The sequence below is a fragment of the Mesorhizobium loti CJ3sym genome (assembly GCF_000472785.1).
GTDB lineage: Bacteria > Pseudomonadota > Alphaproteobacteria > Rhizobiales > Rhizobiaceae > Mesorhizobium > Mesorhizobium loti_E.
This window is the reverse complement of the sequence record NZ_AXAL01000006.1, coordinates 25,695-40,365: the sequence shown is the minus strand read 5'-3', so window position 1 is coordinate 40,365 and position 14,671 is coordinate 25,695. Positions and strand designations below refer to the sequence as shown.

12 protein-coding genes are annotated in these 14,671 nt (G+C 63.2%); 9 read left to right on the top strand and 3 right to left on the bottom strand.

Annotated elements, in window-relative coordinates; genetic code table 11:
- Positions 1–22 precede the first annotated feature (22 nt).
- The 3 genes from A3A9_RS0108840 (at position 23) to A3A9_RS0108830 (ending at position 4,550) form a co-directional block, all read left to right on the top strand.
- Complete coding sequence (locus A3A9_RS0108840; protein WP_027058470.1) at positions 23–1,330, top strand: DUF6638 family protein; 1,308 nt, start codon at positions 23–25, stop codon at positions 1,328–1,330.
- Positions 1,331–1,433: 103 nt separating this feature from the next.
- On the top strand, positions 1,434–2,558 hold the full coding sequence (locus A3A9_RS0108835; protein WP_027058469.1) for a DUF2333 family protein: 1,125 nt from the start codon (positions 1,434–1,436) through the stop codon (positions 2,556–2,558).
- 312 nt (positions 2,559–2,870) lie between these two features.
- Positions 2,871–4,550 (top strand): formate--tetrahydrofolate ligase, encoded by a 1,680-nt coding sequence (locus tag A3A9_RS0108830; protein WP_027058468.1) that lies wholly within the window; start codon positions 2,871–2,873, stop codon positions 4,548–4,550.
- A 66-nt stretch (positions 4,551–4,616) separates the two neighbouring features.
- On the opposite strand, the gene A3A9_RS0108825 is transcribed toward A3A9_RS0108830, so the two are convergent.
- Entirely contained in the window at positions 4,617–5,261 is a 645-nt protein-coding gene (locus A3A9_RS0108825; RefSeq protein ID WP_027058467.1) for a cysteine hydrolase family protein, read from the bottom strand.
- A 127-nt stretch (positions 5,262–5,388) separates the two neighbouring features.
- Here A3A9_RS0108825 and A3A9_RS0108820 point away from each other — a divergent pair, with 127 nt between their 5' ends.
- Positions 5,389–6,384 (top strand): GlxA family transcriptional regulator, encoded by a 996-nt coding sequence (locus tag A3A9_RS0108820; protein ID WP_027058466.1) that lies wholly within the window; start codon positions 5,389–5,391, stop codon positions 6,382–6,384.
- 18 nt (positions 6,385–6,402) lie between these two features.
- Here the strand turns inward: A3A9_RS0108820 and A3A9_RS0108815 are convergent, their stop codons facing one another.
- Positions 6,403–6,960 carry a sugar O-acetyltransferase gene (locus A3A9_RS0108815; protein WP_027058465.1) on the bottom strand — a complete coding sequence of 186 codons (558 nt, stop codon included), beginning with the start codon at positions 6,958–6,960 and terminating at the stop codon, positions 6,403–6,405.
- Positions 6,961–7,100: 140 nt separating this feature from the next.
- Here A3A9_RS0108815 and A3A9_RS0108810 point away from each other — a divergent pair, with 140 nt between their 5' ends.
- The 4 genes from A3A9_RS0108810 to A3A9_RS0108795 all read left to right on the top strand — a co-directional run bounded on the left by A3A9_RS0108810 (position 7,101) and on the right by A3A9_RS0108795 (position 11,390).
- Positions 7,101–7,562: a membrane protein gene (locus tag A3A9_RS0108810; RefSeq protein WP_027058464.1), complete on the top strand. Its 462-nt coding sequence runs from the start codon at positions 7,101–7,103 to the stop codon at positions 7,560–7,562.
- Entirely contained in the window at positions 7,559–8,935 is a 1,377-nt protein-coding gene (locus A3A9_RS0108805; RefSeq protein ID WP_027058463.1) for an FAD-containing oxidoreductase, read from the top strand. Before A3A9_RS0108810 ends, A3A9_RS0108805 begins: the two co-directional genes overlap by 4 nt.
- A gap of 111 nt (positions 8,936–9,046) precedes the next feature.
- Positions 9,047–10,222, top strand: coding sequence for an MFS transporter (locus tag A3A9_RS0108800; RefSeq protein WP_027058462.1), 1,176 nt, complete (start codon positions 9,047–9,049; stop codon positions 10,220–10,222).
- Positions 10,223–10,334: 112 nt separating this feature from the next.
- Positions 10,335–11,390: a succinylglutamate desuccinylase/aspartoacylase domain-containing protein gene (locus tag A3A9_RS0108795; protein ID WP_027058461.1), complete on the top strand. Its 1,056-nt coding sequence runs from the start codon at positions 10,335–10,337 to the stop codon at positions 11,388–11,390.
- A gap of 1 nt (position 11,391) precedes the next feature.
- Here the strand turns inward: A3A9_RS0108795 and A3A9_RS0108790 are convergent, their stop codons facing one another.
- Positions 11,392–12,162 (bottom strand): isocitrate lyase/PEP mutase family protein, encoded by a 771-nt coding sequence (locus A3A9_RS0108790; protein WP_027058460.1) that lies wholly within the window; start codon positions 12,160–12,162, stop codon positions 11,392–11,394.
- Positions 12,163–12,481: 319 nt separating this feature from the next.
- On the opposite strand from A3A9_RS0108790, the gene A3A9_RS0108785 reads away from it, so the two are divergent.
- Positions 12,482–14,671, top strand: coding sequence for an anthranilate synthase (locus A3A9_RS0108785; RefSeq protein WP_027058459.1), 2,190 nt, complete (start codon positions 12,482–12,484; stop codon positions 14,669–14,671).

Here is a 14,671-nt window from a genome sequence, read left to right as displayed (position 1 = left end):
CCGTTCACGGGGAGAAGGCAAGGTGACCCACGCCACCAAGAAACCCGACCTCCTCCGCGACAACGAGCTGATCTACGGCCGCCTCCTCACCGTCGACGAGCCGCATCTGATCGATCGCTACAACAAGGCGCTGGCCGCTTTCGGCCTCAAGCCGACCAAGCTGAAGAGTTTCCAGATCGACCGCACCGGCTTCTCGCCCGAGATCGCCGATGAATGCGGCGACCCTGATTATCTCGACCCCAATGAGGTCAACCGCCGCTTCATCATCCTGACGCCGTCGCAGATCGACCTGCCGGTGGTGCACACAGCCTTCTCCAACACCTCGCAGCTGATGTTCGAGTTCATGACCAAGAACCAGCGCGCCATCGACGCGCTGACCATCAAGGATGTGATCTACGGCGAGATCGAGGATTCCGTTCCCCTGGTCAACGACATCGAGGACCTGCTGTCGATCAGCCAGGTCGAGTTCAAGGTGCTGTCAGCTGAGGACGTGTTGGGCAAGGCCGCCGAACTCGGCAAGCTGGTCGACAAGCTGAAGCAGGAGCCCGACGCCTGGCGCGACAATGCCATGCTGACCCGCATGGTGGAGCTGGCCAAGGTCTGCGGCGATATCCGCGAGAACGCGCTGGTGCCTGACCAGGTGATCTTCCGTCACAATGCCTACTGGACCAGCCATTTCGGCGGGCTCTACGTGTTTGTCGACCCCGACGTGACGACGGTGATCAGCGACCCGGCCGCCCCCGGCTTCCGCCGCTCGCGGCCATGGCAGGTGAGCTACATCTCGATCAGCGATGCCGACAAGGTGTTCAAGTTCCTGGCCAGCACCGGACGCATCGAATTGCCGCGCGCCTCCTGGGTCGAAGCCTCAGGTTATCTCGAACATCGGGCCGAGATGGTGGTGCGCGCGCTGATCCGCGATGCCGAGCCGAAACGCAATTTGACCGATGTCGACAAGGTCTGGCTGCAGACCTGGATCCAGAGCCATGCCGACCTGATCACCAGGGACGGCAATTTCCCCTTCCTAAACGCCGCCAAGCGCGAGATCGCCCAGCTTGGCCACCTCAAGATCGAGGATGTCTTCCCGCAGCAGCGCTTCCTGGTGATCCGCGCCAAGCCTGACCATCCCGATGCCTGGCTGACCAACCGGCTGATCTCGGATTTCGTGCCGTCGGACTTCGTCTCGCGCTACATCTTCAACAAGGACGGCTTCTACAAGGACTATGACGGCTACAGCGACGCCTGGCGATCGCATGTTGTGGACGTTCTGAAAACCACATATTTGAAGGACAAGGTGGCGTTTCGCACACGCCTCTACGGCCTGACTGACTAGAACGAAATGAGCCGTCACTTCGTTCTGACTTATTGTTTTGGTGCATGATGTTACCCAAAAAGTCTGCAACCTTTTTGGCATCATGCTGAGGGGTGACACAGCCATGCTCGATCCGATCGTGAACTTCTTCACCCAGGTCTTCCAGTGGATCGGCCGTGGCATCGGCTTTTTGATCGGCCTCATCCTGTGGCCATTCCTATGGGCCGGGCGCTGGTACACACAGCGCGGCTGGATCCTCAAGGCCGTGGTTGGCCTGGGGCTGCTGGTGCTGATCGGCCTCTACGCCAACTTCTTCTATGCCACCCAGTGGTGGAACAATTTCAACCCGAACTATCCCGATACCTACACGTTCGAGAAGCGCAATGTTTCCGCCGGCGAGCAGGTGGCCGCCGGTGCCGGCACTGACACCGCCAAGACCTGTGGCAATTCCGGCATCGCCCAGGTGGCGGCCGACCTGACCGACTTCAACGTCAACCAGAATGCCTGGATCTCGTCGATGATCCTCTACAAGCTCGGCCTGTTCGGCATCGACTGGGACGACACGCCGTGGATGGACAACAAGGCCTCGTTCCAGCGCGGCATCAATCAGGCCGTGCGGCGCACGGCGACGGAACTTGCCGACAATCTTGGCCGTGTGCGCACCACCTCGCAGATCGACGGCGATCTGCAGGACGCACGCGGCAATTTGCAGTTTGACGAAGAAACCTGGTATTTCGGCCTGAACCCGTTTGGCCCGAAGACACCGACGCCGAGCTATTATCGCGACGCAGTGCGCAAGCTGCGCTCTTTCAACGCCCGCCTTGCCACCTGCCAGGCAACCTTCGATGCCCGTGCCGACAATCTGAAGCAGTATATCGACCGCATCGCCAGCGACATCGGCTCGACCTCCGCCATCCTCAAGGAACGCGCCGAGAACCACAACAATGGCTGGTTCGATTTCCGCGCCGACGACCGCTACTGGTTCGCCTATGGCCAGCTCTATGCCTATTACGGGCTGATGAAGGGCGCCCAGGCGGACTTCGAGGACGTCATCAAGGAAAAGCACCTGCAGAGCCTGTGGGACACGATGGACGCGCAGTTCGTCTCGGCGCTCAAAATCCAGCCCTTCATCATCGCCAATGGCCGCGAGGATGGCTGGCTGCTGCCGACGCACCTGACGACGATGGGCTTCTATGTCCTGCGCGTGCGCTCCAACATGGTCGAAATCAGCAACGTGCTGACGCAGTAGGCCGTTTAGCCACAACCCTCGCGATGGCGAATTTGCGCCGTCGCCTCTGTCGCATTCCGTGCATTGTGCGGCTGTTTTGAGACGGCGGAAGCGGCGCTGCTCTGGCTTCTATACGGCGCGGCAAGCGGAGCCAGGAAGAACCGATCACAGGTCGGCCGGCCGCGGATGAATTTTCTCTATAGGAAACATAGTTGCATGCAAGTTGACGCCGCGGCAGCGACAGGGTTAGAACATGCCCGCGCCCGGGTTCAACATGCCTGCGAGTGAGATCAAACCCGTCCCCTCCACCGTCCAATCCGAAGGAAAGCCGTCATGGCCGAAGTGAAGTCCGACATCGAGATCGCGCGCGCCGCCAAGAAAAAGCAGATCCAGGAGATCGGCCAGAAGATCGGCATTCCGACCGAACATCTACTGCCCTACGGCCACGACAAGGCCAAGATCTCAGCCGAGTTCATCAAATCGGTGAAGGGCAACAAGGACGGCAAGCTGATCCTGGTCACCGCCATCAACCCGACGCCGGCCGGTGAAGGCAAGACCACCACCACCGTCGGCCTCGGCGACGGCCTAAACCGCATCGGCAAGAAGGCGATCGTGTGCATCCGCGAAGCCTCGCTCGGCCCGAATTTCGGCGTCAAGGGCGGTGCCGCCGGCGGCGGTTATGCGCAGGTCGTGCCGATGGAGGACATGAACCTCCATTTCACCGGCGACTTCCACGCCATCACCACCGCGCACAATCTGCTTTCGGCGCTGATCGACAACCACATCTACTGGGGCAATGAGCTCGGCATCGACACCCGCCGCGTCGTGTGGCGCCGCGTCATGGACATGAACGACCGCGCGTTGCGCGAAATCATCTGCTCGCTTGGAGGCGTCGCCAACGGTTTTCCGCGCGAGGGCGGCTTCGACATCACCGTCGCCTCGGAAGTCATGGCCATCCTGTGCCTGTCAACCGACCTGAAGGATTTGGAAAAGCGCCTCGGCGACATCATCGTCGCCTATCGCCGCGACAAGTCGCCGGTCTATGCCCGCGACCTCAAGGCCGACGGCGCCATGGCCGTGCTGTTGAAGGACGCCATGCAGCCCAATCTGGTGCAGACGCTGGAGAACAACCCGGCCTTCGTGCATGGCGGCCCGTTCGCCAACATCGCGCATGGCTGCAACTCGGTCGTCGCCACCACGACGGCGCTCAAGCTCGCCGACTACGTCGTCACCGAAGCCGGCTTCGGCGCCGACCTCGGCGCTGAAAAATTCTTCGACATCAAGTGCCGCAAGGCGGGCCTCAAGCCGGCTGCCGCCGTCATCGTCGCCACCGTGCGCGCCATGAAAATGAATGGCGGCGTCAAGAAGGAAGACCTCGGCAAGGAAAACGTCGAGGCGGTGAAGAAGGGCTGCGCCAACCTTGGCCGCCACATCGAAAACATCCGCCAGTTCGGCGTCCCGGCGGTGGTTGCCATCAACCACTTCTATTCCGACACCGACGCCGAAATCCAGGCGATGAAGGACTATGTCGCCTCGATGGGTGAAGAGGCGATCCTGTGCAAGCACTGGGCCAAGGGCTCGGCCGGCATCGAAGAACTCGCCAACAAGGTGGTGGCGCTGGCCGAATCCGGCGCCTCGCAGTTCGCGCCGCTCTATCCCGATGAAATGCCGCTGTTCGAGAAGATCAACACCATCGTCCAGCGCATCTATCGCGGCTCGGAGGCGATCGCCGACAAGTCGGTGCGCGACCAGTTGAAGGCTTGGGAAGAAGCCGGCTATGGCAAATTGCCGGTCTGCATGGCCAAGACCCAGTACTCCTTCTCGACCGACCCGAACCTGCGCGGCGCGCCGACCGGCCACACCGTGCCGGTGCGCGAAGTCAGGCTTTCGGCGGGCGCCGGCTTCGTCGTCGTCATCTGCGGTGAGGTCATGACCATGCCCGGCCTGCCCAAGGTGCCGTCCTCGGAGAAGATCTTCCTCAACGAGATCGGCCAGATCGAAGGCCTGTTCTAGATTCCTTCAACTCCAAACAGAAGGGGCGCCGCAGTGGTGCGGCGCCCTTTCTGTTTGTGGACGTTCCTATGCCGCGCTGCGCGTCAGCGCCCGCTGATTGGACGCGTAGATCGTGTCGCGCTCCGGAAGAGCACCGGTCTTCAGGCACTCGGCCCATTCGGCGGTCTTCAGTACCGCGGCGAAGCGCGACTGCAGGATGATTGTCACCACGCGGTGGATCTCCTCGGCCGAGGCATAGCCGGCGCTGTTGGCGTAGGGCACCGAGCCGGTCGCGTCGGACAGGAACTCGACGGCAAAACCCATATGCACGGCGTGGATGATGGTCGAAAGGTCGCAATTATGCGTCATGTAGCCGACCACCGTCAGCGTATCGATGGAATTGGCACGCAGCCACGCCTCGAGGTCTGTGCCGGTGAAGGCCGAGGGCAGCATCTTCTCGACATAGTGGTCGCGCTCACGCCTGGCGATTTCGGGATGCAGTTCGCCGCCATGACTGCCTCTAGCGAAGATCGGCGAGGTCTCGGGCGCCATCTGCTTGACGACAACCACCTTGATGCCGGCGGCGGCCGCGGCATCCATGGCGCGCGCCACATTGACGACGCTGTCGCGGAACGGCGGATGCTGGATGGCCAGGTTGCCGCCATCATAATCGTTCTGGACGTCGATGACGATCAGCGCGCGGCGCGGCGTGGTGTTGGCTGGGTCAGACATGGTGTTTTCCTTCCGGCTTGAATGCGATGGGCGGAAAATAGGCGCTCCATAAGCCAGTCGAAAGTGTCCCGATTGACATCAGTCGAAAGAATTGGGACAATCGGTTTTCACTTTCTGGAAACAGCCTATGGCCGACCCGATCATTGCCGTCCTCGCCTTCGACGGCATCAGCCCGTTCCACCTCTCCGTGCCATGCTTGGTCTTCGGCGAAGACAGGACAGCGCTTGGGCTGCCGCGCTTCAACTTCCGCATCTGCGCTGTCAGGGCCGGCCCGGTCCATACCGAGGCCGGATTGACCATTGCAGCGCCGCATGGGCTCGATGGGCTTGATGGCGCCGATATTGTCATTGTTCCAAGCTGGCATCATCTCGAGGAGCCACCGTCACCGCTGCTGGTGAAGGCTCTGCGCAAGGCACACGAGCATGGCGCATTGATCGTCGGCCTGTGTCTCGGGACATTTGCCGTTGCCGCTGCAGGGCTGCTTTCGGGGCGCCGTGCCGCGACGCACTGGGCCTATAGCGAGCGTTTGCAGAAACTTCATCCCGACATCGCAGTCGATGCCACAGTGCTCTACGTCGACAATGGCGATGTCGTGACCTCGGCCGGCGTCGCCGCCGGGCTCGACTGCTGTCTCCATATCGTGCGCGCCCGCTATGGCGCGGAAGCAGCATTGCGGCTCGCCCGCCAGATCGTGCTTTCCCCACATCGGCAGGGCGGGCAGGCGCAGTTCATCGAACGCCCCGTGGCAAAAAGCGCCAACGCCGACCGTTTCACCCAGGCGCTTGACGCGGTGCGCGCCACACTTGGCGAAACGCACAGCCTCGATAGCGTCGCCGAGGCCGCGGGCCTGACACGGCGCACCTTCACCCGCCGCTTCCAGAAATCGATCGGCACCAGTTTTGGCGACTGGCTGACCAGCCAGCGCATCGAACTGGCGCAACGATTGCTGGAAGCCACGGAGAAATCGATGGACATCGTCGCCTTCGAGGCCGGTTTCGGCAGCGCCACCTCGCTGCGCCAGCATTTTTCCGCAAGGCTCAGGACATCGCCGGTGCAATACCGACGGGAATTCTCCAGGCGAGCCGATCACGACGAGCGCATGGCACTCGTTTCGTCGTATTGATCGTCCACGGAGACATCCTCAGCCGCGCTTGACCGCCCGCGCCGGATTGCCAACCACGGTTATGTTGGCAGGCACGTCGCGCGTCACCACCGCGCCGGCGCCGACAATGGCGCCCTCGCCGATGCTGACACCGCCAAGGATGATGGCACTGCCGCCGATCCAGGCATTGGCGCCGATCTCGACGGCTCTCGCGATCTCCAGTCCCGCTTGCCGTCCGGCAGCCTCCTTGTGGTGCTCGGCGCAATAGATCTGCACATTGGGGCCAAGCAGCGTTCTCTTGCCGATGCGCACGCTTGCCGTGTCGAGGATGTTGCAACCGGCATTGAGAAAGACGCCGTCGCCGAGAAAGATATTGAAGCCGTAGGCGCAGTGGAACGGCGCCTCGATGCGGGCGCCCTCGCCCGCGCCGCCAAGCAATGCCTGCAGGCCCGGCCCGAGGTTGCCGCGCTGCCCTGGCGGCAAGGAATTGTGCTCGAACACTGCGTCGCGCGCGGTGACGCGCAAGGCCTCCAACTCGTCATCGAGGCAGGTGTACCATTCGCCAGCCACCATTTTTACGCGCTCGGTTCCAGCCATGGCGGGGTCTCCAATTGACGTCATCGCAAAGCACAATAGCGGCCGGCGGAAAAGCGCCGACGCGAGTAGTGGCCAAATACCAGACCTATGGTAGCCTGCCCTTTCAGGGCTGTCTCGGCCCGGGATCGAGGGGGATCAACATGCTCTATCTCTTCGCACTTCTGATCGGCGTCATTGCCGGTCTGCGCGCCATGACCGCGCCGGCGGCGGTTGCCTGGGGTGCGTATCTCGGCTGGTTGCCGGTTGCCGGCACCTGGGCCAGCTTCATGGGCCATTGGGCCGCCGTCGGTATCTTCACCATCCTGGCCATCGTCGAACTCGTCACCGACCAACTGCCGTCGACGCCGAGCCGCAAGGTGCCGCAGCAGTTCGGTGCCCGCATCCTGCTTGGCGCCTTCAGCGGCGCGGTGATCGGCGCTACTTCTGGCGCCACCATCGGCGGCCTGATTGCCGGCGCCGTCGGTGCCGTCATCGGCACGCTGGGCGGCGCCGAAGCGCGCGGCCGGCTGGCAGCCGCCTTCGGCAAGGATCCGCCCGCCGCCTTCATCGAGGACGCAGTAGCGATCATCGGCGGCCTGCTGATCGTGGCTGCGGTGGCATGACGGCCAAAACCTTCGACGCCATAATCATCGGCGCCGGACAGGCCGGTTCTCCCTTGGCCGGACGGCTGACTTCAGCCGGCATGAGCGTGGCGCTGATCGAGCGCAAGCTGGTCGGCGGCACCTGCGTCAACACCGGCTGCATGCCGACCAAGACCATGGTCGCCAGCGCCTATGCCGCGCACCTGGCACGCCGCGCCGCCGACTATGGCGTGACATTCTCTGGCCCCGTCGGGGTCGATTATAGCAGGATCAAGGCGCGTAAGGACAAGGTGACGATGGACGCCCGTTCCGGGCTGGAGACCTGGATCGCAGGCATGCAAGGCTGCACCCTCTATCGCGGCCATGCGCGCTTCGAATCCGCCAACACGGTGCGCGTCGGCGACGACCTTCTGACCGCCGAAAAGATCTTCCTCAACACTGGCGGCCGTGCCTCGGTGCCTGATCTGCCCGGCATCCACGACATCGACTATCTGACCAACTCCTTGATGATGGATCTCGACGTGCTGCCGCGCCATTTGATCGTCGTCGGCGGCAGCTACATCTCGCTCGAATTCGCACAGATGTTCCGCCGTTTCGGCGCGGAAGTCACCGTCATCGAAAAGAGCCCGCGCCTGACCGGCCGCGAGGACGAGGACGTTTCGGCCGCCATCCAGTCGATCCTCGAAAACGAAGGCATTGTCGTCCATGTCGGCGCCGACGATATCGGCTTCGCCAGGCAGGGCGCCGACATCGCCGTGACCTTCTCCGCCGGCAAGCCGCAGGCCGTCGGCTCGCACGTTCTGCTGGCCCTGGGACGCACCCCCAACACCGACGATCTCGGCCTGGAAAAGGCCGGGGTCGAAGTCGACAAGCGCGGCTTCGTCAACGTCGACGACCAGTTGCGCACCAGCGTGTCCGGCATCTGGGCGATGGGCGACTGCAACGGCAAGGGCGCCTTCACCCACACCTCCTACAACGACTACGAGATCGTCGCCGCCAACCTCCTCGACAACAACCCGCGCAAGGTCAGCGACCGTATCGAGACCTACGGCCTGTTCATCGATCCGCCGCTCGGCCGCTGCGGCATGACCGAGGCCGCGGTGAAGAAATCCGGCCGCCGCGCGCTGGTCGGCCAGCGGCCGATGACCCGGGTCGGCCGCGCCGTGGAAAAAGGCGAGACGCAAGGCTTCATGAAGATCCTCGTCGATGCCGACACCAGGGAAATCCTCGGCTGTTCGGTGCTCGGCCCTGGCGGCGACGAAGCGGTGCATTGCGTGCTCGATTTGATGTACGCCAAGGCGCCGGTCGACACACTGGCGCGCGCCGTCCATATCCATCCGACCGTCTCGGAGCTGCTGCCGACGATTGCCCAGGAATTGAAGCCGCTCGTCTGAGGGACGTGAAGCTCTAGACTTTCTGCATTGGTACATTGCAGCAATGTGTATTGCGCATGGCTCAACTCATCGTTCAATCTCAAAATTGAACCGATTCAGTTTGGACGCCCCATGCCCTTGCCGATCCTTGCGCTTGCCATTGCGTCCTTCTGTATCGGCACCACCGAATTCGTCATCATGGGCCTGCTGCCCGAGGTCGCCGCCGACCTCCGCGTATCGATCCCGTCAGCCGGCCTGCTGGTCACCGGCTATGCGCTCGGCGTCGTCTTCGGCGCCCCGATCGTCGCCATGGCCACCGCGCATCTGCCGCGCAAGCCGGTGCTGGTCGGGCTGACCGCTTCGTTCGTCGTCGGCAATCTGTTTTGCGCCATCGCGCCTGACTATTGGACGCTGATGGCCGCGCGCGTCTTCACCGCCTTTGGCCACGGCGCTTTCTTCGGCATCGGCTCGGTGGTTGCCGCAAGCCTGGTGCCGCGCAACAAGCGTGCCAGCGCCATGGCCCTGATGTTCGCCGGACTGACGCTTTCGAACATTCTGGGCGTTCCTGCCGGCACCGCGCTTGGCGAAGCCTTCGGCTGGCGCGCCACCTTCATCGCCGTGGTCGGCATCGGCCTGATCTCGGTCGCGGCCATCGCCTGGCTGGTGCCGTCCAATGTCGCTGAACCGAGCGGCGGCGGCCTGCGCGGCGAGTTGCGGGTGCTGGGCAAATTGCAGGTCTGGCTGGCGATGCTGATCGCCTCGCTGGCCTCGGCCAGCCTGTTTGCGGTCTTCACCTACATCAAGCCATACCTCACCGACGTCTCCGGCCTGTCGACCTCTGATGTCACCTGGGTGCTCCTGCTGTTCGGCGCTGGCATGACCATCGGCAACATTATCGGTGGCCGGTTGGCGGACTGGAAGCTGATGCCGACCGTCATCGGCACGCTGCTGCTAATGGCGGTGCTATTCGTCGGGTTCATGCAGTTCGGCGCCATCGCAAGTGTGGCCATCGGCATCGTTTTCCTCTGGGGCCTGCTGATCTTCGTCGTCGTCCCGCCGCTGCAGATCCGCGTTGTCGAGGCCGCGTCCGAAGGGCCGAACCTTGCCGCGACGCTGAACCAGGGCGCCTTCAATGTCGGCAATGCCAGCGGCGCCTGGATTGGCGGCGTGGCCCTTTCGGCGGGCGTTTCCTACGCCCATTTGCCCCTGGTCGGCGCGATGCTCGCCTTGCTGGCGGTCACCGTGGCGGTGCTGTCGCAGGCGCTGGACCGGCGCGCGCCTGTCCCGCTTCAGGCTGCCGCGGAGTAGACGTCTTTTCGTCAACGGGACAGAAATCTTGCGCCCATAGCGCGGCAAGCTGGACCAATCGACATCTGCGTCCTCAAATGGGCATGTCTCGTCGTCGTTGAGGGAGGAAGTCATGCAAAAATCGATCGAACGCATCACCGGTGACAGCGAGGGCGTTTCCTACGAATTCCCGGTGTTCCGCTTCACAGGCAGCGACAAATCAGCACCCTCGGCCTATCTGCAGGCCGCACTCCACGCCGGCGAACTGCCGGGCGTCGTCGCCATCGACGCGTTGATGCCGGCGCTGAACAAGGCGCAAGCCGAAGGCCGCATCAAGGGCAACATCACCATCGTTCCCTGGGCCAACCCCATCGGCCGCGCGCAATATCATTTCGGCGAGCACCAGGGCCGCTTTCATCTGGGCACCCGCACCAACTTCAACCGCAGCTTCCCGCTGCTCGCCGCGCCTGACGTCAAGCTCTTGCCCGACACGACCTTTGGCGGCGCCGACCAGCGGCTGAAATCGCGTCTCGTGCAGCTGTCGCTCGGCCACGACATCGTGCTCGACCTGCATTGCGACGACGAGGGCCTCGCCTATCTCTACATCCACACCAGCCTGTGGCCGGCCATGGCCGATTGCGCTGCCGCCATGGGCATCGATGCCGTGGTGCTGTGGAGCGAAGATACCGACGGCACTTTCGAGGGCGCCTCGATCATGCCCTATCAGAACGCTCCCGCCGACGTGGCGAAGTTCGACCGGCGCGTCGCCACTACGGTCGAATATCGCGGCATCCTCGATGTCGATGGCGCCCTGGCCAAAGCCGACGCCGAAGGCCTCTACCGGCTGCTGGTGGCGCGCGGCGTGATCACCGACAGCGCGCTGCCCGCACCCGGCCCTTTCAAGGGCGTCGTCGCCCCGTTGGAAAACATCGACATGATGCCTGCGCACCGGGCGGGTGCCGTGCTCTACGATGTCAAGCCCGGCGACCGCGTCGCCAGGGGCGATCGCCTTGCCACCATCGTTCACGCACCGGGTGAAGCCGATGGCCGCGCGGAAGTGTTCGCGCCGCAGGATGGTATCATCCTGACCCGCCGCTCGCGCCGCATCATCCGCGCCGGCGAGGATCTGCTGAAGCTGGTCGGCGACCGGAAGAGTGCCGATGCCAGGTCAGGTACGCTGGAGGACTGACCTAGCCGGAGATCGCCAGCCGCGCCTTTGCCTCCAGCCATTCGGCCATCTGCCGGTACGGCACCGGCCCGTGGCTGATGCGCGCGACGCCGAGTTCGGCCAACCGCTGGCGTGGCGGCACATGTGCCAGCGCGATGATGTTGACCGGCAGGTTCGTCGACTTGCAGAGCGTCTCGATCAGCCCCTCGTCGCCAAGACCCGGCGCGAAAAAGCCGTTCGCTCCCGCCTTTTCATACGTCTGCGCCCGCTCGATAGCCTGGTCGAGCAACTCGTCATCATGCGCATCCGGCTTCGCTTTGAGAAAAATGTCGGTGCGGGCGTTGATAAAGGCCGGGATGCCGGAAGCCTTGACGGCAGCGGCGGCGGCTTCGATGCGTGTTACCTGGACGTCGATGTCATGCAGGCCGCTGCCGCCGACAATCTGGTCTTCGAAATTGAAACCGATGGCGCCGGCTCGCAACGCCAACGTCACCGTGCGAGCAACGAATTCCGGGTCGACACCGTAGCCGCCCTCAAGATCCATGGTCACCGGCAGGTCGACCGCACCGACGATGCGCTTGACGTTGTCGAGTGCCAGTTCCAGCGGGATCTTCTCGCCATCGGCATAGCCGAAGGCGGCCGCGACCGGCCAGCTTCCGGTGGCGATCGCCTTGGCGCCCGCTTTCTCGACAATCTTGGCCGAACCCGGATCCCAGGCATTGTAGAGAACGATCGGGTTGCCCTTGACGTGAAGGGAATGGAACGTCCGCGCGCGCTCGGCCTGATCGGTCATTGCTGTTGTCCCGTTCTCTCGATGTTGGATGTATAGTCTAGGCAACGCCGCCGGCTCTGGCGATGTGCCAGAGACTGAGAAGCGGCAGCCACCGGACAGAATTTCAAATCAGTTGCGTATCCGGTTTTTCGCCGCTATGGATTTCGCCATGAACATGCGTTCGACCAAGACCATTTGGTGGTGGGCCTGCTGACAGCGGCCTGTTCGAACGCGCGTGCGTGAAAATAGAGGGTGGCCGCAACGGAATGTCCGGGCGGCCATTTGTTTTTTAAAAAGCCAGTCCCGGGTCCGTTGCCCAACAAGCCAGATGGAGACGGCAATGACGATGAAGGTTCTGGAAAATGGCGCTGAAAGCTTCGTGACCGAGGGTGGCATCACCATCACCCGCGAGCGCCACGACCGGCCCTATGCGGGTGCCATCGACGCTTACGTCGACGGGCTGAATTCGCGACGCGGCGCGGTGTTTTCCTCGAATTACGAGTATCCCGGCCGCTATACGCGCTGGGACACCGCCATCATCGATCCGCCGCTGGTGATCTCCGCGCGTGGCCGCGCCATGCGTATCGAGGCGCTGAACCGCCGTGGCGAAGCGCTGTTGCCGGTCATCGGCAAGACCTTGGGCAGCCTTGCCGATATCACCATCGCCGAGACGTCGAAGACACTGATCCGCCTTGACGTCGCCAAGCCCGGCCGTGTCTTCACCGAGGAAGAGCGCAGCCGCGTTCCATCGGTGTTTACCGTGCTGCGCGCCATCACGGCTTTGTTCAAAACTGCCGAGGACGCCAATCTCGGCCTCTACGGGGCCTTCGGCTACGACCTCGCCTTCCAGTTCGACCCGGTCGACTACAAGCTCGAGCGCAAACCAAGCCAGCGCGACCTCGTGCTGTTCCTGCCCGACGAGATCCTCGTCGTCGACCATTATTCGGCGAAGGCCTGGACCGACCGCTACGACTATGCCGGCGAGGGTTTTTCCACCGAAGGCCTGGCCCGCGACGAGATAGCCGAGCCGTTCAAGACCGCCGACCGCATCCCACCGCGCGGCGACCATGAGCCGGGCGAATACGCCAATCTGGTGCGCAAGGCGATGGACAGTTTCAAGCGCGGCGACCTGTTCGAGGTCGTGCCCGGGCAGATGTTCTACGAGCGCTGCGAGACGCAGCCGTCCGAGATTTCGCGCAAGCTGAAGTCGATCAACCCCTCGCCCTATTCGTTCTTCATCAATCTGGGCGAAGGCGAATATCTGATCGGCGCTTCGCCCGAAATGTTCGTGCGCGTCAACGGCCGCCGTGTCGAGACCTGCCCGATCTCGGGCACCATCAAGCGCGGCGACGATGCCATTTCGGATAGCGAGCAGATCCTGAAGCTGCTCAATTCGAAAAAGGACGAATCCGAGCTGACAATGTGCTCGGACGTCGACCGCAACGACAAGTCGCGCGTCTGCGAGCCGGGCTCGGTGCGTGTCATCGGCCGCCGCCAGATCGAGATGTATTCGCGCCTGATCCACACCGTCGACCACATCGAGGGCCGGTTGCGCGAAGGCATGGACGCCTTCGACGCATTTCTCTCACACGCCTGGGCGGTCACCGTCACCGGCGCGCCGAAACTGTGGGCCATGCGCTTCATCGAGCAGAACGAGAAGAGCCCGCGCGCCTGGTATGGCGGCGCCATCGGCATGGTCAATTTCAACGGCGACATGAACACCGGCCTGACGCTGCGCACCATCCGCATCAAGGACGGCATCGCCGAGGTGCGTGCTGGCGCCACATTGCTCTTCGACAGCATTCCCGAGGAAGAAGAAGCCGAAACCGAATTGAAGGCATCCGCTATGCTCTCCGCCATCCGCGACGCCAAGACGGGCAATTCCGCCAGCACCGAGCGCACCACCGCGCGCGTAGGCGATGGCGTCAACATCCTGCTCGTCGACCACGAAGACTCCTTCGTCCACACGCTGGCCAATTATTTCCGCCAGACCGGCGCCAATGTCTCGACCGTGCGCACGCCGGTACCGGATGAAATCTTCGACCGGCTGAAGCCCGATCTCGTCGTGCTGTCGCCCGGCCCCGGCACGCCGAAGGATTTCGATTGCGCCGCGACCATCAGACGAGCGCGTGCTCGCGACCTGCCGATCTTCGGCGTCTGCCTCGGCCTGCAGGCGCTGGCGGAAGCCTATGGAGGCGAACTCAGGCAGTTGCATGTGCCGATGCACGGCAAGCCGTCGCGCATCCGCGTCTCCAAGCCGGGCATCATCTTCTCCGGCCTGCCCAAGGAAGTCACCGTCGGCCGCTATCACTCGATCTTCGCCGATCCGGTGCGCCTGCCCGATGATTTCATTGTCACGGCCGAGACTGAGGACGGTGTCATCATGGCCTTCGAACACCGCAAGGAGCCGATCGCCGCCGTGCAGTTCCACCCGGAATCGATCATGACGCTCGGCCACAATGCCGGCATGCGCATCATCGAGAACATCGTTGCCCATTTGCCGCGCAAGGCCAAGGAAAAGGCAGCCTGA

Coding starts and splice junctions, on each gene's coding strand:
- A3A9_RS0108835 (WP_027058469.1), top strand. CDS start 1,434: ATGCTCGATCCGATCGTGAACTTCTTCACCCAGGTCTTCCAGTGGATC.
- A3A9_RS0108830 (WP_027058468.1), top strand. CDS start 2,871: ATGGCCGAAGTGAAGTCCGACATCGAGATCGCGCGCGCCGCCAAGAAA.
- A3A9_RS0108825 (WP_027058467.1), bottom strand. CDS start 5,261: ATGTCTGACCCAGCCAACACCACGCCGCGCCGCGCGCTGATCGTCATC.
- A3A9_RS0108820 (WP_027058466.1), top strand. CDS start 5,389: ATGGCCGACCCGATCATTGCCGTCCTCGCCTTCGACGGCATCAGCCCG.
- A3A9_RS0108815 (WP_027058465.1), bottom strand. CDS start 6,960: ATGGCTGGAACCGAGCGCGTAAAAATGGTGGCTGGCGAATGGTACACC.
- A3A9_RS0108810 (WP_027058464.1), top strand. CDS start 7,101: ATGCTCTATCTCTTCGCACTTCTGATCGGCGTCATTGCCGGTCTGCGC.
- A3A9_RS0108805 (WP_027058463.1), top strand. CDS start 7,559: ATGACGGCCAAAACCTTCGACGCCATAATCATCGGCGCCGGACAGGCC.
- A3A9_RS0108800 (WP_027058462.1), top strand. CDS start 9,047: ATGCCCTTGCCGATCCTTGCGCTTGCCATTGCGTCCTTCTGTATCGGC.
- A3A9_RS0108795 (WP_027058461.1), top strand. CDS start 10,335: ATGCAAAAATCGATCGAACGCATCACCGGTGACAGCGAGGGCGTTTCC.
- A3A9_RS0108790 (WP_027058460.1), bottom strand. CDS start 12,162: ATGACCGATCAGGCCGAGCGCGCGCGGACGTTCCATTCCCTTCACGTC.
- A3A9_RS0108785 (WP_027058459.1), top strand. CDS start 12,482: ATGACGATGAAGGTTCTGGAAAATGGCGCTGAAAGCTTCGTGACCGAG.